The organism is Pseudomonas viciae, from assembly GCF_004786035.1.
GTDB lineage: Bacteria > Pseudomonadota > Gammaproteobacteria > Pseudomonadales > Pseudomonadaceae > Aquipseudomonas > Aquipseudomonas viciae.
In genome coordinates this window covers 1,273,639-1,292,464 of record NZ_CP035088.1, presented here as the reverse complement: position 1 = coordinate 1,292,464, position 18,826 = coordinate 1,273,639, and the positions used below count along the sequence as shown (strand labels likewise).

16 protein-coding genes are annotated in these 18,826 nt (G+C 60.8%); 5 read left to right on the top strand and 11 right to left on the bottom strand.

All coding sequences use genetic code 11. The annotated features are described in order from the left end of the window. Window positions 1-8: 8 nt before the first annotated feature. The 10 genes from bamA to EPZ47_RS05755 all read right to left on the bottom strand — a co-directional run bounded on the left by bamA (window position 9) and on the right by EPZ47_RS05755 (window position 10,311). A complete protein-coding gene (bamA, locus tag EPZ47_RS05800; RefSeq protein WP_135843923.1) occupies window positions 9-2,384 on the bottom strand; it encodes an outer membrane protein assembly factor BamA in 2,376 nt (791 codons plus the stop codon). 74 nt (window positions 2,385-2,458) lie between these two features. Then, entirely contained in the window at window positions 2,459-3,811 is a 1,353-nt protein-coding gene (gene rseP / locus EPZ47_RS05795; RefSeq protein ID WP_135843922.1) for an RIP metalloprotease RseP, read from the bottom strand. A gap of 52 nt (window positions 3,812-3,863) precedes the next feature. Then, window positions 3,864-5,054 carry a 1-deoxy-D-xylulose-5-phosphate reductoisomerase gene (ispC, locus tag EPZ47_RS05790; RefSeq protein WP_135843921.1) on the bottom strand — a complete coding sequence of 397 codons (1,191 nt, stop codon included), beginning with the start codon at window positions 5,052-5,054 and terminating at the stop codon, window positions 3,864-3,866. Continuing rightward, window positions 5,051-5,857, bottom strand: coding sequence for a phosphatidate cytidylyltransferase (locus EPZ47_RS05785; protein ID WP_135843920.1), 807 nt, complete (start codon window positions 5,855-5,857; stop codon window positions 5,051-5,053). The genes ispC and EPZ47_RS05785 overlap by 4 nt, the downstream gene beginning before the upstream one ends. Next, window positions 5,857-6,612 carry a polyprenyl diphosphate synthase gene (gene uppS, locus EPZ47_RS05780; protein WP_135843919.1) on the bottom strand — a complete coding sequence of 252 codons (756 nt, stop codon included), beginning with the start codon at window positions 6,610-6,612 and terminating at the stop codon, window positions 5,857-5,859. Before uppS ends, EPZ47_RS05785 begins: the two co-directional genes overlap by 1 nt. Window positions 6,613-6,628: 16 nt before the next feature. Continuing rightward, complete coding sequence (frr, locus tag EPZ47_RS05775; protein ID WP_135843918.1) at window positions 6,629-7,186, bottom strand: ribosome recycling factor; 558 nt, start codon at window positions 7,184-7,186, stop codon at window positions 6,629-6,631. Beyond that, window positions 7,183-7,926: a UMP kinase gene (pyrH, locus tag EPZ47_RS05770; RefSeq protein WP_024779012.1), complete on the bottom strand. Its 744-nt coding sequence runs from the start codon at window positions 7,924-7,926 to the stop codon at window positions 7,183-7,185. The genes frr and pyrH overlap by 4 nt, the downstream gene beginning before the upstream one ends. A gap of 212 nt (window positions 7,927-8,138) precedes the next feature. Then, entirely contained in the window at window positions 8,139-9,002 is an 864-nt protein-coding gene (gene tsf / locus EPZ47_RS05765; RefSeq protein ID WP_018603730.1) for a translation elongation factor Ts, read from the bottom strand. A 192-nt stretch (window positions 9,003-9,194) separates the two neighbouring features. Next, the gene (gene rpsB / locus EPZ47_RS05760; RefSeq protein ID WP_003198231.1) at window positions 9,195-9,932 is read right to left on the bottom strand and encodes a 30S ribosomal protein S2; all 738 of its coding nucleotides are present in this window, start codon (window positions 9,930-9,932) and stop codon (window positions 9,195-9,197) included. Between the two features lie 112 nt (window positions 9,933-10,044). After that, the gene (locus tag EPZ47_RS05755; RefSeq protein ID WP_135843917.1) at window positions 10,045-10,311 is read right to left on the bottom strand and encodes a hypothetical protein; all 267 of its coding nucleotides are present in this window, start codon (window positions 10,309-10,311) and stop codon (window positions 10,045-10,047) included. A gap of 54 nt (window positions 10,312-10,365) precedes the next feature. Between EPZ47_RS05755 and map the strand changes: the two genes are divergently transcribed. From map to dapC, 3 genes are all read left to right on the top strand, one after another. Continuing rightward, window positions 10,366-11,148, top strand: coding sequence for a type I methionyl aminopeptidase (gene map, locus EPZ47_RS05750; protein ID WP_135843916.1), 783 nt, complete (start codon window positions 10,366-10,368; stop codon window positions 11,146-11,148). A gap of 44 nt (window positions 11,149-11,192) precedes the next feature. Further along, window positions 11,193-13,895 carry a [protein-PII] uridylyltransferase gene (locus EPZ47_RS05745; protein WP_135843915.1) on the top strand — a complete coding sequence of 901 codons (2,703 nt, stop codon included), beginning with the start codon at window positions 11,193-11,195 and terminating at the stop codon, window positions 13,893-13,895. A gap of 137 nt (window positions 13,896-14,032) precedes the next feature. Continuing rightward, the gene (dapC, locus tag EPZ47_RS05740; RefSeq protein WP_135843914.1) at window positions 14,033-15,232 is read left to right on the top strand and encodes a succinyldiaminopimelate transaminase; all 1,200 of its coding nucleotides are present in this window, start codon (window positions 14,033-14,035) and stop codon (window positions 15,230-15,232) included. 168 nt (window positions 15,233-15,400) lie between these two features. On the opposite strand, the gene EPZ47_RS05735 is transcribed toward dapC, so the two are convergent. Continuing rightward, the gene (locus EPZ47_RS05735; RefSeq protein WP_135843913.1) at window positions 15,401-17,047 is read right to left on the bottom strand and encodes a Na+/H+ antiporter; all 1,647 of its coding nucleotides are present in this window, start codon (window positions 17,045-17,047) and stop codon (window positions 15,401-15,403) included. A gap of 323 nt (window positions 17,048-17,370) precedes the next feature. Here EPZ47_RS05735 and EPZ47_RS05730 point away from each other — a divergent pair, with 323 nt between their 5' ends. Further along, entirely contained in the window at window positions 17,371-17,733 is a 363-nt protein-coding gene (locus EPZ47_RS05730; protein WP_135843912.1) for an ArsC family reductase, read from the top strand. Between the two features lie 32 nt (window positions 17,734-17,765). Next, window positions 17,766-18,800 (top strand): 2,3,4,5-tetrahydropyridine-2,6-dicarboxylate N-succinyltransferase, encoded by a 1,035-nt coding sequence (gene dapD / locus EPZ47_RS05725; protein WP_135843911.1) that lies wholly within the window; start codon window positions 17,766-17,768, stop codon window positions 18,798-18,800. The last annotated feature ends 26 nt before the right edge of the window (window positions 18,801-18,826 follow it).

The window sequence follows — 18,826 nt, the reverse complement described above, 5'->3', positions numbered from 1 at the left end:
TCAGACGCTTAGAACGTCTGGCCGAGGGAGAATTGGAACACTTGAGTTTCAGCGTCATCCGGTTTCTTGATCGGCATCGCCAACGCAAAGCTCAAAGGCCCCAGCGCGGTGACCCAGGTCACACCCACGCCCACGGAACTGGCCATGTTGCTCAGGCTGATGTCGTTGCACTTGGTATTGGAGCTAGTACCGTTGGCGTTGGTGGTGTCACTGCACGAGGAGTCGAAGACGTTACCCACGTCCCAGAATACCGAGGTACGCAGGGAACGCTGATCCTTGACGAACGGCATCGGGAACAGGATTTCGGCGCCGCCCTGGATGAGCACGTTGCCACCGAATGGAAGCGGATCCTGGTCCGGATCACGAATAGTACCCGGGTTGTTGCCCGAACTCGGAGTGCTGCGTGGGCCCAGGGTACTGTCCTTGAAGCCACGAACCGAGTTGAAACCACCGGCATAGTAGTTCTCGTAGAACGGCAGGCCATCGGTCGAACCGTAACCGTCGCCATAACCCAGTTCAGTGTGCAGGCGCATGGTGTAGTTGTCAGACAGCGGCTGGAACAGCTGGCCTCGGTAGTCGAGCTTGAAGAACGACAGGTCGCTGCCAGGAGTGGTGGTCTCGAGCACCAGGCTCTGGGAGTGGCCACGAGTTGCCAGCACACCCTTGTTCAGAGTCGACTCGGACCAACCGGCCGAAGCCTTGAAGTTCAGGTACTTGTCGCCTTCCTTGTCAACGAAGTCGAAAATCTCGTCAACGGTATAACGACCGGTGCTGATCTCGTCCTGCTGGGCGGTGAGACCGAAGGTCAGACGCGAAGTCTCGCTGATTGGATAACCCACGTTGACGCCTGCACCCAGGCTGTCCACGGCATAGCTGGAGATGTCGGAGTCGAGCTCGTCATAGTCGGTGGTGCGATAGAAGGCGTTATAGCCCAGGCTCACACCGTCGGCGGTCCAGTAGGGGTCCACGTAACCGAAGTTGTAGCGGGTCTGGTATTCGCTACGGGTCAAGCCGATGCTGACCTTGTTACCGGTACCCAGGAAGTTGTTCTGGGTAATGGAGCCACCGAGGATCAGACCGGCGCTCTGGGCGAAACCGACACTGGCGGTGATCGAGCCGGAGGCCTGCTCTTCGACGCTGTAGTTCACATCCACCTGGTCATCGACGCCCGGTACGGCCGGGGTCTCGACGTTGACTTCCTTGAAGAAGCCCAGCCGCTCCAGACGGGTCTTGGACTGGTCGATCAGGTAGGTCGACGCCCAGCCCCCTTCCATCTGGCGCATTTCACGGCGCAGCACTTCGTCCTCGGACTTGGTGTTGCCACGGAAGTTGATGCGGTTGACGTAGGCACGCTTGCCCGGGTCGACGGCGAAAGTGATGTCGACGGTATGGTCTTCATCGTGCGGCTGCGGCACGCCGTTGACGTTGGCGAAGGTGTAGCCCTCGTTACCCAGGCGACGGGTGATCAGTTCGGACGTGGTGGTCATCAGCTTGCGCGAGAACACCTGGCCCTTCTGCACCAGCAACAGCGACTTGACCTGGTCTTCAGGTACTTTCAGGTCACCGCTGAGCTTGACGTCACGAACGGTGTACTTCTCGCCTTCGTTGACGTTGACGGTGATGTAGACGTGCTTCTTGTCCGGGGTGATGGACACCTGGGTCGAAGCGATGTCCATGTTGATGTAGCCACGGTCCAGGTAGTAGGAACGCAGGCGCTCCAGGTCACCGGAGAGTTTTTCACGGGCGTACTTGTCATCGTTCTTGAAGAACGACAGCCAGTTGGTGGTCTTGAGTTCGAAGAGGTCGATCAGGTCTTCATCAGGGAAAACCGTGTTACCCACCACGTTGATGTGCTGGATGGCCGCCACGGTGCCTTCGTTGATGTTGACCTTGAGGCCGACACGGTTGCGCGGCTGCGGCACCACTTCGGTGTCGACGGTGGCCGAGTAGCGACCCTGGGCGACGTATTGGCGCTGCAGCTCGTTACGCACACCTTCGAGGGTGGCGCGCTGGAAGATCTCGCCTTCGGCCAGGCCGGATTGCTTGAGGCCTTTCATCAGGTCTTCAGTGGAGATCGCCTTGTTGCCTTCGATCTCGATACTGGCGACCGACGGGCGCTCCACTACCGTGATGACCAGGACATTGCCGTCACGGCCCAGTTGGATATCTTGAAAGAAACCGGTTTTGAACAGCGCACGAGTGGATTCCACCAGGCGCCGATCATCCGCCTGCTCGCCGACGTTCAACGGCAAGGCACCAAAGACGCTACCCGCGGAGACCCGCTGGAGGCCATTGACGCGAATATCAGAGATAGTGAAGGACTCGGCGTGAACTTCGGCGATCATCAATACGGTGAGAACCGCAGTTAGCAGCAGACGTTTCATGAAGTCCTTTCTTATTCCAACTGGCAATAAACAAACTGCCGCAAAATGCGGCAGATTCGCAATTCAGCGAAGCGTTACAGACGACCCAAATCGTTGACCAGGGCAAGCAACATGACCCCGACCACCAAGCTGATACCGATCTGTATCCCCCAACCTTGCACCCGATCCGACAAGGGACGACCACGCGCCCACTCGATCAGATAAAACAACAAATGCCCCCCATCCAGTACCGGAATGGGCAGCAAATTCAGAACCCCCAGGCTAATGCTCAGATAAGCAAGGAAATTCAGGAAATCAGCAACGCCCGACTGGGCAGAAGCGCCCGCCACTTTAGCAATGGTTATCGGTCCACTCAAGTTTTTTACCGAGAGCTCGCCGAACAACATTTTCTTGAGCGAGTCGAGGGTCAGGACACTCATGGTCCAAGTACGTCGCGCACCCTCGCCAATCGCTGCCACCGGGCCGAAACTGACCTCTCGAATCATCTCCGGAGGCCAGTCGACAGCCTTGACGCCTGCCCCCAGATAACCGGTCGGTGCCTTTCTCTCGCCACGGGCCGCCAGGGCTACCGGGACGTCGATCGGCGCACCATCGCGCTCAACGCGCAGGACAATCTTGGCGTCAGGACGTACGCGGACCGAATCGACCACCTGCTGCCAGTCGCTGACCGGCTGGCCATCGAGTGCCAGCAACCGGTCACCCGTCTTCAGACCTGCGGCCTGGGCCGGGCCTTTCGGGTCAAGTTCAGCGAGTATGGGCGGCAATGCCGGGCGCCATGGACGGATGCCCAGGGAGCGAATCGGGTCCGGCTCGTCAGCACCCTTGAGCCAGTTATCGAGCATCAACTCCCGGGGCGAATCCGTTGTCGAGCCCTGCTCACGCACCATCAATTGCAATGAGCCGCTCTCGCCCAGGCGACGTACCAGCTGCAGATTGACCGCCGCCCAGCCCGAAGTCGGCTCGCCATCGATCGCGACGATTTCCTCTCCCGCACCCAACCCGGCCCGAGCGGCAACGCTGCCGGCTTCGACCGCGCCGATGACCGGACGCACCTGTTCGCTGCCCAGCATGGCCAGCGCCCAGAAAAACACCATGGCCAGCAGGAAATTGGCGATCGGCCCCGCCGCGACGATGGCGATACGCTGACGAACGGTCTTGCGATTGAACGATTGATCGAGCTGATCGGCCGGTACTTCACCTTCGCGCTCGTCGAGCATCTTCACGTAGCCGCCCAGCGGGATGGCCGCCACGACGAACTCGGTGCCTTTCTTGTCGTGCCAGCGCAGCAACGGCATGCCAAAGCCCACGGAAAAACGCAGAACCTTGACGCCACAGCGCCGCGCGACCCAGAAATGACCGAATTCGTGAAATGTGACCAGCACCCCCAATGCAACCAGGGTGCCGACAATCATATAGAGCGCGCTCATCTGTTTTCTCCGCAATCCTGTCCAGGGTAGCCCTGACTAACGTCTCGCAGCTTCAACGCCCGTGGCGCCTCAGCCATTGACCCGCCAACTCGCGAGCCCTGGCGTCCGCCGTGAATACCGCGTCGAGGTCATCGACCGAAACCACGGCCTCGAGGTTCAAGACTTCCTCGATGATACTCGCGATCTCGGGGTAACGGACACGTCCCTCGAGAAACGCTGCCACCGCCACTTCATTGGCGGCGTTAAGCATGGCCGGCGCGCTGTTGCCCGCCTCGGCCGCCTGTCGTGCCAGACGCAGGCAAGGGAAGCGCTGCTCATCGGGCGCCTGGAAATCCAGGCGAGCGATGGCGAACAGGTCCAGCGGCGCCACACCTGAATCGATCCGCGCAGGCCAGGCCAGGGCATTGGCGATCGGCGTGCGCATGTCCGGATTGCCCAACTGGGCCAGCACCGAACCGTCGATATAGTCCACCAGGGAGTGAATCACGCTCTGCGGGTGAATCACCACCTCGACCTGGGACGGTTTGGCGTCGAACAGCCAGCAGGCCTCGATCAGCTCCAGCCCCTTGTTCATCATGCTGGCCGAATCCACGGAAATCTTGCGCCCCATGGACCAGTTCGGATGAGCACAGGCCTGCTCAGGTGAAACATGCACCAATTCTTCCAGCGGCGTCTGCCGGAACGGACCACCGGAGGCTGTCAGCAAAATCCGCCGGACACCCACCGCGCCCAAGCCACGGGAAAAATCCTGCGGCATGCATTGAAAAATCGCATTGTGCTCGCTGTCGATGGGCAGCAGTACCGAGCCGCTTTTGCGCACAGCCTGCATGAACAGCGCGCCAGACATCACCAGCGCTTCTTTATTGGCCAACAGGATCTTCTTGCCAGCCTCCACCGCCGCCAGCGTCGGACGCAAGCCCGCCGCACCGACAATCGCCGCCATCACTGCGTCAACTTCAGGAGCGGAGGCCACCTGACACAGGCCCTCCTCCCCCACCAGCACGCGTGTAGGCAGGCCAGCCGCGCGCAGATCATCCTGTAGCGCCCGCGCCACACCTGCCTCAGGCACCACGGCAAAGCGCGGCGTGTGGCGTATGCACAGCGCCAGCAGCTCACTCAAGCGCGTGAAGCCGCTAAGGGCGAACACCTGGTAGCGCTCCGGATGCCGGCCGATGACATCAAGCGTACTGAGGCCGATCGAACCGGTCGCCCCCAGGACGGTGATCTGTTGAGGACGACTCACGATGCCGCCATCCACAACAGCACGGCGAAGATCGGGATCGCGGCGGTCAGACTGTCAATGCGATCGAGCACACCGCCATGACCCGGCAACAGATTACTGCTGTCCTTGATCCCGGACTGACGCTTGAACATGCTCTCGGTCAGATCGCCCACCACCGACACGAATACAATGAGGGCCGCGCCAAACAGGCCAACCAGCAGTTGCCCGGCAGTCCACTCCCGCATGACGCCGACCACTGCCGTGATCACCAAACTCAGGGCCAGGCCGCCGTAGACGCCTTCCCAGCTCTTGCCGGGACTGACCTTCGGTGCCAGCTTGCGCTTGCCGAAGGCCTTGCCGGAGAAATACGCCCCGACGTCGGCCCCCCAGACCAGCACCATCACTGCCATGATCTGCCAGTTACCCAGCGCGCCCTGCTTGATCCAGATCAGCCCTTGCCAGGCCGGCAGCAGGATCAAAAGACCGATCATCAGCTTGGTCGCCGCATTGGCCCAATGATGAGAGGTCCGCGGATAGGTCAAGACCAGGAAGGTCGCCGTTGCCCACCACAACACCGCAGCACCCAGCACCCAGGGCGCGATGCCCGGCACCAGGTACATGACGAACAGCATGGCCGCCACGGCCGCGGCGTAGGCCACGCGCGCCGACTGCTCAGGAAAGCCTGCCAACCGCGCCCACTCCCACGCCCCCAGGGTCACCACCAGCCCGATGAACAGGGCAAAACTTGCCCCCTCGAGCAGGAAAAACCCGCCCAAGGCGATGGGCAACAGGATCAGGGCAGTGATGATTCGTTGTTTGAGCATTAAACCCGGGCTCCGGCTTCGATCTGCTCGCTCGTTTTACCGAAGCGACGTTGACGGGAAGCGAAATCAGCCAGTGCGATACGCATGGCTTCGTGTTTGAAGTCCGGCCAGAACAGGTCGGAGAAGTACAGCTCGGCGTAAGCCAGCTGCCAGAGCAGGAAATTGCTGATGCGGTGGTCGCCACCGGTGCGGATGCACAAGTCCGGCAACGGCAGGTCGCCGGTCGCCAGACAGGTTTGCAACAACTCAGGCGTGATGTCCTCAGGCTGCAGGTGCCCGGCCTGGACTTCCCGCGCCAGCCGCTGGGCCGCCTGGGCAATGTCCCACTGGCCGCCATAGTTGGCGGCGATCTGCAGGACAAACCGGTCGGTGCCAGCGGTCGCGGCCTCGGCTTCTCGCATCGCCGCTTGCAGCTCCGGATGAAAACGCGAGCGATCGCCAATGATACGCAGGCTGATACGGTTCTCGCTGAGACGCTTGGCCTCACGACGCAAGGCCTTGAGGAACAGGTCCATCAAGGCACTGACTTCATCGGCCGGACGCTGCCAGTTCTCGCTGGAGAACGCGAACAGGGTCAGCACCTCGACCCCTGCCTCGGCGCACACCTCGATTACCGCACGAACCGCGTCGACCCCTGCCTTATGCCCGGCAACCCCGGGCATAAAGCGTTTCTTGGCCCAGCGATTATTGCCGTCCATGATGATCGCCACGTGGCGCGGCACCGCAAACGGCACGGCCTGCTTGGTCTTTTCCATGAAAACGCCCTGACCCTTATACGGCCATCAGGTCCGCTTCTTTTTGCTTGGTGGCCGAGTCGATGTCAGCCTCAGCCTTGTCGGTCAGCTTTTGGATATCGGCAGCGGCACGACGCTCTTCGTCTTCGCTGATTTCCTTGTCCTTGACCAGTTTCTTCAATTCACCCAATGCATCGCGGCGAATGTTGCGCACAGCAACTCGAGCGTCTTCGGCCGCGCTACGCGCCTGCTTGGTGAAGCCCTTGCGGGTTTCTTCGGTCAGGGCGGGCATGGAGATCAGCAGCAACTCACCCAGATTGGTCGGGTTGAGGTTCAGGCCGGCGCTCTGGATGGCCTTGTCGACTGCCGCGAGCATATTGCGCTCAAACGCCACGACTTGCAGGGTGCGCGAATCTTTCACCGTAACGTTGGCAACACCGCTCAGGGGGGTATCGGCACCGTAGTAGGGCACCATCACACTGCCCAGGATGCTCGGGTGAGCCTTGCCAGTACGAATCTGGCCGAACGCGTGGCTCAGCGATTCCAGGGATTTCTGCATGCGCTCTTGAGCGTCTTTCTTGATTTCGTTGATCATTGTTGCACTTCCTCGATCAGTGTTCCTTCGGCGCCGCCATGCACGATATTCAGCAGGGCGCCAGGCTTGTTCATGTTAAAGACACGCAGCGGCATCTTGTGGTCGCGGCACAGGCAGATAGCCGTCAGATCCATTACACCCAGCTTGCGATCCAGCACTTCATCGTAGGTCAGATGATCGAACTTCTCGGCATGCGGGTCTTTGAACGGATCAGCGGTGTAGACACCATCGACCTTGGTTGCCTTGAGCACGACATCGGCATCGATCTCGATCGCTCGCAGGCAGGCGGCCGAATCCGTGGTGAAGAACGGATTACCGGTACCGGCGGCAAAAATCACCACTTCCTTGGCGTTGAGGTGGCGCATGGCTTTGCGGCGGTCGTAGTGATCGGTCACGCCGACCATGGAAATGGCCGACATCACGATGGCCGAGATATTGGCACGCTCAAGCGCGTCGCGCATAGCCAAGGCGTTCATCACAGTGGCCAGCATGCCCATGTGGTCGCCCGTGACCCGATCCATGCCGGCCGCGCTCAGCGCTGCGCCGCGGAACAGGTTGCCGCCACCGATGACCAGGCCGACCTGAACGCCGATCCCGACCAACTGGCCGACTTCCAGGGCCATGCGATCCAGCACTTTCGGATCGATCCCGAACTCTTCCGAGCCCATCAGGGCCTCGCCGCTAAGCTTGAGTAGAATGCGTTTATAGCGAGCCTGATAACCACTGCCCTGCTGAGCCATTGCGAATCTCTCCTGCGGCGTATTTTCGAAAATTCTTTGCAAGCTGTTTACAGCCTGCGTTCACTCTAGCTGACGCTGACACAGCGCCATCGGAACACGGCTTTGTAAGCCAGTTCCGAAAGGAAACCAATAAAAATCGGCATCCCCATCCAAAAAGAGGCTGCGCGCGTTAAGCGGGCAGCCTCTTCAGGGCGACAGTTATAAAAACTGTCTTATTGCTTGCTGGCAGCCAGCTGAGCAGCAACTTCTTCAGCGAAGTTGTCTACTGGCTTCTCGATGCCTTCGCCCACTTTGAAGTAGGTAAAGGAAACGATTTCAGCGCCGCCCTTCTTGGCCAGTTCACCGACCTTGATTTCAGGGTTCTTGACGAACGCCTGCTCAACCAGGCTGGCTTCAGCCAGGAACTTGGTGATACGACCGGCAACCATTTTTTCAACGATTTCGGCTGGCTTGCCTTTGATCTTGTCTTCGTTGAGCTGCATGAACACGGCTTTCTCGCGTTCGATAGCATCAGCGGAAACTTCCGACGGCAGCAGGAACTCAGGGTTGCTGGCAGCGACGTGCATCGCGATGTCTTTAGCCAGCTCGACGCTGCCGCCTTTGAGGGCTACAACCACGCCGATCTTGTTGCCGTGCAGGTAAGAACCAACAACATCACCTTCGACGCGAACCAGACGACGGATGTTGACGTTTTCGCCTACTTTGGCAACCAGGGCTTCACGAGCCGATTCCTGAGCGGCGATCAGCGGAGCTGCGTCGGTCAGTTTGTCGGCGAATGCTTTTTCTACGCTGGCAGCAACGAATGCCTTGAAGTCGTCTTGCAGGGCCAGGAAGTCGGTCTGCGAGTTGACTTCGATGATAACGGCAGCTTTACCGTCATCCTTGATGCCGATCGCGCCTTCAGCGGCAATGTTGCCGGCTTTCTTGGCAGCCTTGATGGCGCCCGAAGCACGCATGTCATCAATGGCTTTCTCGATGTCGCCGCCAGCCTTGGTCAAGGCTTTCTTGCAGTCCATCATGCCTTCGCCGGTACGCTCGCGCAGTTCTTTGACCAACGCTGCAGTAATCTCTGCCATTTCAAAATCCTCTTGGATAGGTTTTCAACCATTCCACCCGATCGAACGGGCGTTCAATTCTTCCCGAACCAACCTTGTTAGCCGCTGCACGTTACAAATGCTGTAGCTGCGCTGCCGACAAATGGTTTTCGAGGTGGCAAAAAGGGGGCCAAGCCCCCTTTTTGCTTACTGAGTCAACGCCAGGGGCGTCGATTACTCAGCGGCTGCTGCCGGAGCTTCTTCAGCGAAGACTTCGGTGCCGCCGTTAACATTGTTGCGACCACGGATAACAGCGTCAGCCATCGAACCCATGTACAGCTGGATGGCGCGAATGGCGTCATCGTTGCCTGGGATTATGTAGTCAACGCCTTCCGGGCTGCTGTTGGTATCGACAACGCCGATGACCGGGATACCCAGCTTGTTGGCTTCGGTGATCGCGATGCGCTCGTGATCAACGTCGATCACGAACAGTGCGTCAGGCAGACCGCCCATGTCCTTGATACCGCCCAGGGAGCGGTCCAGCTTCTCAAGATCGCGAGTGCGCATCAGCGCTTCTTTCTTGGTCAGCTTGGCGAAAGTACCGTCTTCGGACTGAACTTCAAGGTCACGCAGACGCTTGATGGAAGCGCGAATGGTCTTGAAGTTGGTCAGCATGCCGCCCAACCAGCGGTGATCGACGTACGGCGAACCGCAACGTGCTGCTTCTTCAGCAACGATCTTGCCAGCGGAACGCTTGGTGCCGACGAACAGAATCTTGTTTTTGCCCTGGGCCAGGCGCTCTACGAAGGTCAGTGCCTCGTTGAACATTGGCAGGGTTTTTTCAAGGTTGATGATGTGGATCTTGTTACGCGCGCCGAAAATGTACTTACCCATTTTCGGGTTCCAGTAACGGGTCTGGTGACCGAAGTGCACACCGGCCTTCAGCATATCGCGCATGTTGACTTGGGACATGATAGTTCCTTGATAAGTCGGGTTTGGCCTCCACGTATCCCAATGACCAACCAGCGGCTTATATAAGCCGAGGCACCCAGGTCATCGTGTCGACACGTGTGTGGATTTAAGCTTACGGGGTCATCCCCGGAAAGCGGCGCATTTTATACCACAGCAAGGGCGAAAACGGAACATGGATTCTGAAAACCTCTGCGGCGGATGGATTGTAGGAGCAAGGCTTGCCCGCGACGAAGCCGATGCGGTCCTTCAGAAATCGAGTCGCCTGGGTCGCGAGCAAGCCTTGCTCCCACTCGCGCCCCTCGCCACAGAGTTCCAGGCTGGAGGGTTCTTTGTACTGATCGTCTGTTAGAATCGCCTCTTTCAGGGCCGTTCGGAGCATCCTCCGCCGCCTATTTCGCTTTGAACAGCGCCGTCGAGCGCAGAGAGAGCCTGTATGACCGTTACCCTCAAGACCCCCGAGGACATCGCCAAAATGCGTGTCGCCGGCAAACTCGCCGCCGATGTGCTGGAGATGATCGCCGACCACGTCAAGCCTGGCGTGACCACCGAAGAGCTGGACCGCATCTGCCACGACTATATCGTCAACGAGCAGAAGGCCATCCCTGCCCCACTCAACTATAAAGGCTTCCCGAAGTCGATCTGTACCTCGATCAACCACGTGGTCTGCCACGGCATCCCCAACGAAAAGCCGTTGAAGGATGGCGACACCCTGAACATCGACGTCACCGTCATCAAGGACGGCTACCACGGCGACACCAGCCGCATGTTCCACGTCGGCAACGTGCCGGAGTGGGCCCAGCGCCTGTCGAAAGTCACCCAGGAATGCATGTACATGGCCATTGAGCTGGTGAAACCGGGCTGCCGCCTGGGTGACATCGGCGAAGTGATCCAGAAGCACGCGCAGAAGAACGGCTTTTCGGTGGTGCGCGAGTTCTGCGGCCACGGTATCGGCAAGGTGTTCCACGAAGAACCGCAGATCCTGCACTACGGCCGTGCCGGCACCGGCATGGAGCTGCAAGCAGGCATGACGTTCACCATCGAGCCGATGATCAACCAGGGCCGCGCCGACACCAAGGTCCTGGGCGACGGCTGGACTGCCATCACCAAGGACCGCAAGCTGTCGGCCCAATGGGAGCACACCTTGCTGGTGACCGAGACCGGTTACGAAATCTTCACCCTGCGCAGCGATGACACCATCCCTCGCGTTTCCGCCTGACCTAAACACAGCCTATAGCTATAGATAGAAAGGAAAGCCATTCAATGCCGCAGGTGGATCCCGAACTCTTCGACCGCGGCCAGTTCCAGGCTGAACTGGCCCTGAAGGCAAGCCCCATCTCGGCGTTCAAGAAGGCGATCCGCCAGGCCCACGAAGTGCTTGACCAGCGCTTTCGCAGCGGCCGGGATATCCGTCGGTTGATCGAGGACCGCGCCTGGTTCGTCGATAACATCCTGCAAAAGGCCTGGGAGCAGTTCAACTGGAGCGAAGACGCCGACATCGCCCTGGTGGCGGTGGGCGGCTATGGGCGCGGCGAACTGCACCCTTATTCGGACATCGATCTGCTGATCCTGCTGGACAGTGCCGATCATGAGGTCTTCCGCGATTCCATCGAGCGCTTCCTGACGCTGCTGTGGGACATCGGCCTGGAGGTCGGCCAGAGCGTGCGCTCGGTGCAGGAATGCGCCGATGAGGCCCGCGCCGACCTGACGGTGATCACCAACCTGATGGAAAGCCGCACCATCGCCGGCCCCGAACACCTGCGCCAGCGCATGCTCGACGTCACCAGCACAGAGCACATGTGGCCGAGCAAGGACTTTTTCCTGGCCAAGCACGCCGAGCAGAAGGCCCGCCACCACAAGTACAACGACACCGAGTACAACCTGGAACCCAACGTCAAGGGCTCGCCGGGCGGGTTGCGGGACATCCAGACAATCCTGTGGGTTGCCCGCCGCCAGTACGGCACGCTGAACCTGCGGGCCCTGGCCGGCGAAGGTTTCCTGGTGGAAAGCGAAAACGCCCTGCTGGCCTCGTCCCAGGAATTTCTGTGGAAGGTACGCTACGCCCTGCACATGCTCGCTGGGCGCTCCGAGGACCGCCTGCTGTTCGATCACCAGCGCTCCATCGCCGGCCTGCTGGGTTTTGAGGGCCAGGACGCCAAGCAGTCCATCGAAAACTTCATGCAGCAGTACTACCGGGTGGTGATGAGCATCGCCCAGCTCAGCGAACTGATCATCCAGCACTTCGAGGAGGTCATCCTCGCCCCCGAAGACGAAGAACCGCCGCAGCCGATCAACTCACGCTTTCAACTGCACGACGGCTACATCGAAGCGCGTCACGACTATGTGTTCCGCCGCACGCCGTTCGCCATGCTCGAAATCTTCGTGTTGATGGCCCAGCAGCCGGAAATCAAGGGTGTGCGCGCCGACACCATCCGCCTGCTGCGGGAAAACCGTCATCTGATCGATGAGGATTTCCGCCACGACATCCGCAACACCAGCCTGTTCATCGAGCTGTTCAAATGCCGGATCGGCGTGCACCGTAACCTGCGGCGCATGAATCGCTACGGGATCCTCGGGCGCTATCTGCCGGAGTTCGGTTTCATCGTCGGGCAAATGCAACACGACCTGTTCCACATCTATACGGTCGATGCCCACACCCTGAACCTGATCAAGCACCTGCGTAAGCTGCAATACACCCAGGTGTCGGAGAAATTCCCGTTGGCCAGCAAGCTCATGGGCAAGCTGCCCAAGCCAGAGCTGATCTACATGGCCGGGCTGTACCACGACATCGGCAAGGGCCGCCAGGGCGATCACTCCGAGATCGGCGCGGTGGATGCCGAGGCATTCTGCCAGCGCCATCAACTGCCCGTGTGGGACAGCCGGCTGATCGTCTGGCTGGTGCAGAACCACCTAGTCATGTCCACCACTGCCCAGCGCAAGGACTTGTCTGACCCGCAGGTGATCCACGACTTCGCCCAGATCGTCGGCGACGAGACGCGCCTGGATTACCTCTACGTGCTGACCGTGGCCGACATCAACGCCACCAACCCGAGCCTGTGGAACTCCTGGCGCGCCAGCCTGTTGCGCCAGCTCTACACCGAGACCAAGCGGGCCTTGCGCCGTGGTCTGGAAAACCCGGTGGACCGCGAAGAACAGATCCGCCGGACCCAAAGCGCCGCCCTGGACATCCTGGTGCGCGGCGGCACCGATCCAGACGACGTCGAACAGCTCTGGTCGCAATTGGGCGATGACTATTTCCTGCGCCACACCGCCGGCGACGTGGCCTGGCACAGCGACGCGATCCTGCAGCAACCGGCTGATGGCGGGCCACTGGTGTTGATCAAGGAAACCACCCAGCGCGAATTCGAGGGCGGCACGCAGATCTTCATCTACGCCCCCGACCAGCACGACTTCTTCGCCGTGACCGTGGCCGCGATGGACCAGCTCAACCTCAACATTCACGACGCCCGGGTCATTACCTCCAGCAGCCAGTTCACCCTCGACACCTACATCGTGCTCGACACCGACGGCGACTCGATTGGCGACAACCCGGCGCGGGTCAAGCAGATTCGCGATGGCCTGACCGAAGCCCTGCGCAACCCGGCGGATTACCCGACCATCATCCAGCGTCGGGTGCCGCGCCAGCTCAAGCACTTCGCGTTCGCCCCCCAGGTGACGATCCACAACGACGCCCAGCGCCAGGTCACCGTACTGGAGCTCAGCGCCCCGGACCGCCCAGGCCTGCTCGCGCGGGTCGGGCATATATTCCTGGAGTTCGACCTGTCGCTGCAAAACGCCAAGATCGCCACCCTCGGCGAGCGTGTGGAAGACGTGTTCTTCATCACCGACGCCCATGGCCAACCGCTGTCCGATCCGCAGTTGTGCAGCCGCTTGCAGGAGGAAATGGAGCGGCACTTGAGCGTCAACCAGGAACCTGATGCCAACCTGACGCGTATCAATATCTGAACGAACAATTTCCCCCTGTGGGAGCGGGCTTGCTCGCGAAAGCGGTGGGTCAGTGAATGATTATGTTGACTGACCCACTGCTTTCGCGAGCAAGTCGGATCGCCGCACCGCCACTCCCACATTGAACGAGGCCCCCGATGAACAACGCCCTGAACCAGTTACAGCCCTACCCGTTCGAAAAGCTCCGCGCCTTGCTCGGCAGCGTCACGCCCAATCCGGACAAGCGCCCGATCGCCCTGTCCATCGGCGAGCCCAAGCACCGCTCGCCAAGTTTCGTGGCCGAGGCCCTGGCCAGCAATCTGGAAAAAATGGCCGTGTACCCGACCACCCTCGGTATCCCGGAATTGCGTGAAGCCATCACCGGCTGGTGCGAGCGCCGCTTCAGCGTACCGAACGGCTGGCTGGACCCGGCGCGCCATGTGCTGCCGGTCAACGGCACCCGTGAAGCCTTGTTCGCCTTCACCCAGACCGTGGTCAACCGTGGCGACGATGCCCTGGTCGTCAGCCCCAACCCGTTCTATCAGATCTATGAAGGCGCGGCGTTCCTGGCCGGGGCCAAGCCACACTACCTGCCGTGCCTGGACGAAAACGGCTTCAACCCGGATTTCGATGCGGTCTCGCCGGACATCTGGAAACGCTGCCAGATCCTGTTCCTGTGCTCCCCTGGCAACCCGACCGGCGCGCTGATTCCGGTGGATGTACTGAAGAAACTCATCGCCCTGGCCGACGAACACGACTTCGTCATCGCCGCGGACGAGTGCTACAGCGAACTGTACTTCGACGAACAGACCCCGCCACCAGGGCTGCTCAGCGCCTGTGTCGAACTGGGCCGCCAGGACTTCAAGCGCTGCGTGGTGTTCCACAGCCTGTCCAAACGCTCCAACCTGCCTGGCCTGCGCTCCGGTTTCGTCGCGGGTGACGCGGACATCCTCAAGGGTTTCCTGCTGTACCGCACCTACCACGGCTGCGCGATGCCGGTTCAGACCCAACTGGCGAGCATCGCCGCGTGGAACGACGAAGTGCATGTACGGGCCAACCGCGCGCTGTACCGGGAGAAGTTTGACGCGGTACTGGAGATCCTCAGCCCGGTGCTGGATGTACAGCGTCCTGATGGCAGCTTCTACCTGTGGCCGAATGTGGCGGGCGATGATGCGGCGTTCTGCCGGGACCTGTTCGAACAGGAGCACGTGACCGTGGTACCGGGCTCGTACCTGTCCCGAGAAGTGGATGGCGTCAACCCAGGCGCCGGGCGTGTGCGCATGGCCTTGGTCGCGCCATTGGCTGAATGTGTGGAAGCGGCCGAGCGGATTCGCGCGTTCATTCAGCGTCGGGGTTAATGACTGTATCGGGGCTGTTGTGGCGAGGGGATTTATCCCCGCTGGGCTGCGAAGCGGCCCCAACAACCAACGCGCTGTGTCAGACAGCTTGAATCGACTGCTTTGGGACTGCTGCGCAGTCCAACGGGGATAAATCCCCTCGCCACAATTAGCTTTGCGCCATGGCTGCTATTTACCCAACCCCAAATTCGCCTCCGCCAGATCCAACTCCCCCAGTACCTCTCGCAGCACGTCATCCCCAATCTGGTGATGACGGCTGAGGCGATACAACTCCAGCCGCTGCGCCCGATAGGCCTTCAAGCGCAGCCGGCGTTCCAGCAGGTCCATTTCGAACGCAAGCGCCTGGGCTTCGGCGGAGTCGTTGAACACCTCCAACTGATGGCGATATTCAGACATCAACCGCGCCTTGACCTCGGTTGCCAACGCCGCCTGGGCCGCGTCCGGTGCGCTAGCGGCCTCGCTCGGCTCCTCCACTTCCAACGCGCGGATCGCCGCTTCAGCGGTTTTACGCCAGGCATCACGCACTTCGGTGCGGCGCTTGTCATCGGGGCTTTTCTCGATACCTCGCAGCAGCAATGGCAGGGCGATGCAGGCGGCGATCAATGACAGCAGAATGACCCCGGCGGCAATGAAGATCAGCAAATCCCGCTCGGGAAACGGTTCACCCGCCGCCAACAACATCGGCACCGACAGCACGCCCGCCAGCGTCACCGCCCCGCGCACCCCACCGAAGGTCAGCAACCAGCAGGAGCGCGCGGTCGGCACGAAGGTCAGGTCGCTCTCGCCACGCCAGCGACGTAACAGCCCGGACAGCCGCCAGGTGCTTTGCACCCAGACAAACCGCAGCACCAGCAACACCAGAGAAATCGCCACCACGTCCAGGCAACGATAGATCAGTGTCGGCCACAGGGTGGCTTCGTGGCTGGTCACCGCCTTGATGATGTCCGGCAATTGCAAGCCCAGCAGCAGGAAGATCAAGCCGTTGAAGGCGAATTCCAGCAGCGACCAGACGCTGCGATTGAGCAGCCGCGTGCCGGTCTGGCGCGGCAGCAGGTCGAGCCAGCTCTGCATCATCCCCGCCGCCACCGCCGAGAGAATCCCCGAGGCCCCCAAGCGTTCAGCCAGCACATAGGCCGCGAACGGCAGCAGCAACATGAACACCACGTGGGTGGCCGGATCGTCCCAACCGCGCGCCACCATCCAGGCCCGCAAGCGGCCCACCAGCCAGCTCAGGGCCACGCCCACCAGCAGCCCGCCAACCGCCACCAGGACAAAGGTCAGGCTCGCGTTGGCCAGGGAAAACACCCCGGTAATGGCCGCCGCCAGGGCGAACTTGAAGGTCACCAGGCCCGACGCGTCGTTCATCAACGCCTCGCCCTGAAGCACGTGCATCAGCGGCGCGGGCAAACGGTCACGGGCAATCGCCGACACCGCCACCGCGTCGGTCGGCGACAGCACCGCGGCCAGGGCGAAGGCCACCGGTAGCGGGATGCTCGGCAGCAGCCAATGAATGAAGTAACCGGCGCCCACCACCGTGAACAACACCAGCCCTACCGCCAGCGTCAGGATCGGCCCACGCAGGCGCCACAACTCGCGCTTGGGCATGCGCCAGCCGTCGGAGAACAGCAGCGGTGGCAAGAAGAGAAACAGGAACAGCTCGGGATCGAGGGCCACGTGCAGGCCCAGGGACGGCCAAGCCAGCACGGCACCGGCGCCGATCTGCACCAGGGGCAACGGCAGCGGGATCAACCGTCCGATCAGGCGCGAAACGCCCACCAGCATCAACAGGATCAGGACGGTATAGGCGCTTTGCATGACGGTTTTCCAATTACAGCGACACACATCCGGCAACAGCTTGCCGTTGAAGTGCCATATTAACCGCTTAGGATGAGCCTGGCCGTTACACCTATGTCGCAGCCCCACTTTTGGAGCGCACCTGTGGGAACAAAGCTTGCTCGCGATGCAGGCGACACGGTTCAACTGCAAGACTGTGCCATCGTTCATCGCGAGCAAGCTTTGCTCCCACAGGCTCGCTCCCACAGGTTTGGGTGCATGCCGATCTGAGCCGTCGCGAAACCGTCCGGTCATGGCATAATCCTTCACCTTTTACTTTCAGCACCTGCAAAGGGGGCAATTCCTTGACCGATTCAAGCAAAACGTTGCACCTTTTCGGCATCAAAGCCTGTGACACGATGAAAAAGGCGCGCACCTGGCTCGATGAACACGCTGTACGCTACGACTTTCACGACTACAAGACCGTCGGCATCGACCGTGAGCACCTGACCCAATGGTGCAACGAACATGGCTGGCAAGTGGTGTTGAACCGTGCCGGTACGACCTTTCGCAAACTCGACGACGAACGCAAAGCCGATCTCGACCAGACGAAAGCCATCGAACTGATGCTCGCCCAACCCTCGATGATCAAGCGCCCGGTGCTCGATCTCGGTGACCGAACCCTGATTGGCTTCAAGCCAGATATTTATGCGGCAGAGATCAAGTAAGCCTGCCCAGTCCATTTTGTAGAGGTAATTTCATGTCCACTACCCTGTTCAGCCTGGCCTTCGGTGTCGGCACTCAAAACCGTCAAGGCGCCTGGCTGGAAGTGTTCTACGCACAGCCGCTGCTCAACCCATCGGCAGACATCGTCGCAGCCATCGCACCGATTCTCGGCTACAGCGACGGCAACCAGGCCATCACCTTCACCACCGCCCAGGCTTCGCAACTGGCTGAAGCGCTCAAGGGCGTCGATGCCGGGCAAGCCGCGCTGCTGACCCGCCTGGCCGAAAGCCACAAGCCGCTGGTCGCCACCCTGCTGGCCGAAGATGCCCAACTGAGCTCCACCCCTGAGGCTTACCTCAAGCTGCACCTGCTGTCCCATCGCCTGGTCAAGCCCCATGGCCTGAACCTGGCCGGCATTTTCCCGCTGCTGCCGAACGTGGCCTGGACCAGCCAGGGCGCGATCGACCTGAGCGAACTGGCCGAGCACCAGCTCGAAGCCCGTCTGCGTGGCGAGTTGCTGGAAGTGTTCTCGGTGGACAAGTTCCCGAAAATGACTGACTACGTGGTTCCGGCCGGCGTACGTATCGCCGATGCCGCGCGGATCCGCCTGGGCGCCTACGTGGGCGAAGGCACCACCGTGATGCACGAAGGTTTCGTCAACTTCAACGCCGGCACCGAAGGCCCGGGCATGATCGAAGGCCGCGTGTCGGCTGGCGTGTTCGTCGGCAAGGGCTCGGACCTGGGCGGCGGTTGCTCCACCATGGGCACCCTGTCGGGCGGCGGCAACATCGTGATCAAGGTCGGCGAAGGCTGCCTGATCGGCGCCAATGCCGGCATCGGTATCCCGCTGGGCGACCGCAACACCGTGGAGTCGGGCCTGTACGTGACCGCCGGTACCAAAGTCGCGCTGCTGGACGAGAACAACCAACTGGTCAAAGTGGTCAAGGCCCGCGACCTGGCCGGCCAGCCCGACCTGCTGTTCCGCCGCAATTCCGAGACCGGCGCAGTGGAATGCAAAACCCACAAATCGGCCATCGAACTGAACGAAGCACTGCACGCGCACAACTAAGCCGCTTCACACAGTCACCTGTGGGA

Excerpts from the sequence above, each read along its gene's own strand:
- frr (WP_135843918.1), bottom strand. The coding sequence starts at position 7,186 with ATGATCAACGAAATCAAGAAAGACGCTCAAGAGCGCATGCAGAAATCC.
- rseP (WP_135843922.1), bottom strand. The coding sequence starts at position 3,811 with ATGAGCGCGCTCTATATGATTGTCGGCACCCTGGTTGCATTGGGGGTG.
- pyrH (WP_024779012.1), bottom strand. The coding sequence starts at position 7,926 with ATGGCTCAGCAGGGCAGTGGTTATCAGGCTCGCTATAAACGCATTCTA.
- dapD (WP_135843911.1), top strand. The coding sequence starts at position 17,766 with ATGTCCACTACCCTGTTCAGCCTGGCCTTCGGTGTCGGCACTCAAAAC.
- EPZ47_RS05745 (WP_135843915.1), top strand. The coding sequence starts at position 11,193 with ATGCCGCAGGTGGATCCCGAACTCTTCGACCGCGGCCAGTTCCAGGCT.
- EPZ47_RS05755 (WP_135843917.1), bottom strand. The coding sequence starts at position 10,311 with ATGCTCCGAACGGCCCTGAAAGAGGCGATTCTAACAGACGATCAGTAC.
- EPZ47_RS05785 (WP_135843920.1), bottom strand. The coding sequence starts at position 5,857 with ATGCTCAAACAACGAATCATCACTGCCCTGATCCTGTTGCCCATCGCC.
- EPZ47_RS05735 (WP_135843913.1), bottom strand. The coding sequence starts at position 17,047 with ATGCAAAGCGCCTATACCGTCCTGATCCTGTTGATGCTGGTGGGCGTT.
- rpsB (WP_003198231.1), bottom strand. The coding sequence starts at position 9,932 with ATGTCCCAAGTCAACATGCGCGATATGCTGAAGGCCGGTGTGCACTTC.
- tsf (WP_018603730.1), bottom strand. The coding sequence starts at position 9,002 with ATGGCAGAGATTACTGCAGCGTTGGTCAAAGAACTGCGCGAGCGTACC.
- dapC (WP_135843914.1), top strand. The coding sequence starts at position 14,033 with ATGAACAACGCCCTGAACCAGTTACAGCCCTACCCGTTCGAAAAGCTC.
- uppS (WP_135843919.1), bottom strand. The coding sequence starts at position 6,612 with ATGGAAAAGACCAAGCAGGCCGTGCCGTTTGCGGTGCCGCGCCACGTG.
- map (WP_135843916.1), top strand. The coding sequence starts at position 10,366 with ATGACCGTTACCCTCAAGACCCCCGAGGACATCGCCAAAATGCGTGTC.
- bamA (WP_135843923.1), bottom strand. The coding sequence starts at position 2,384 with ATGAAACGTCTGCTGCTAACTGCGGTTCTCACCGTATTGATGATCGCC.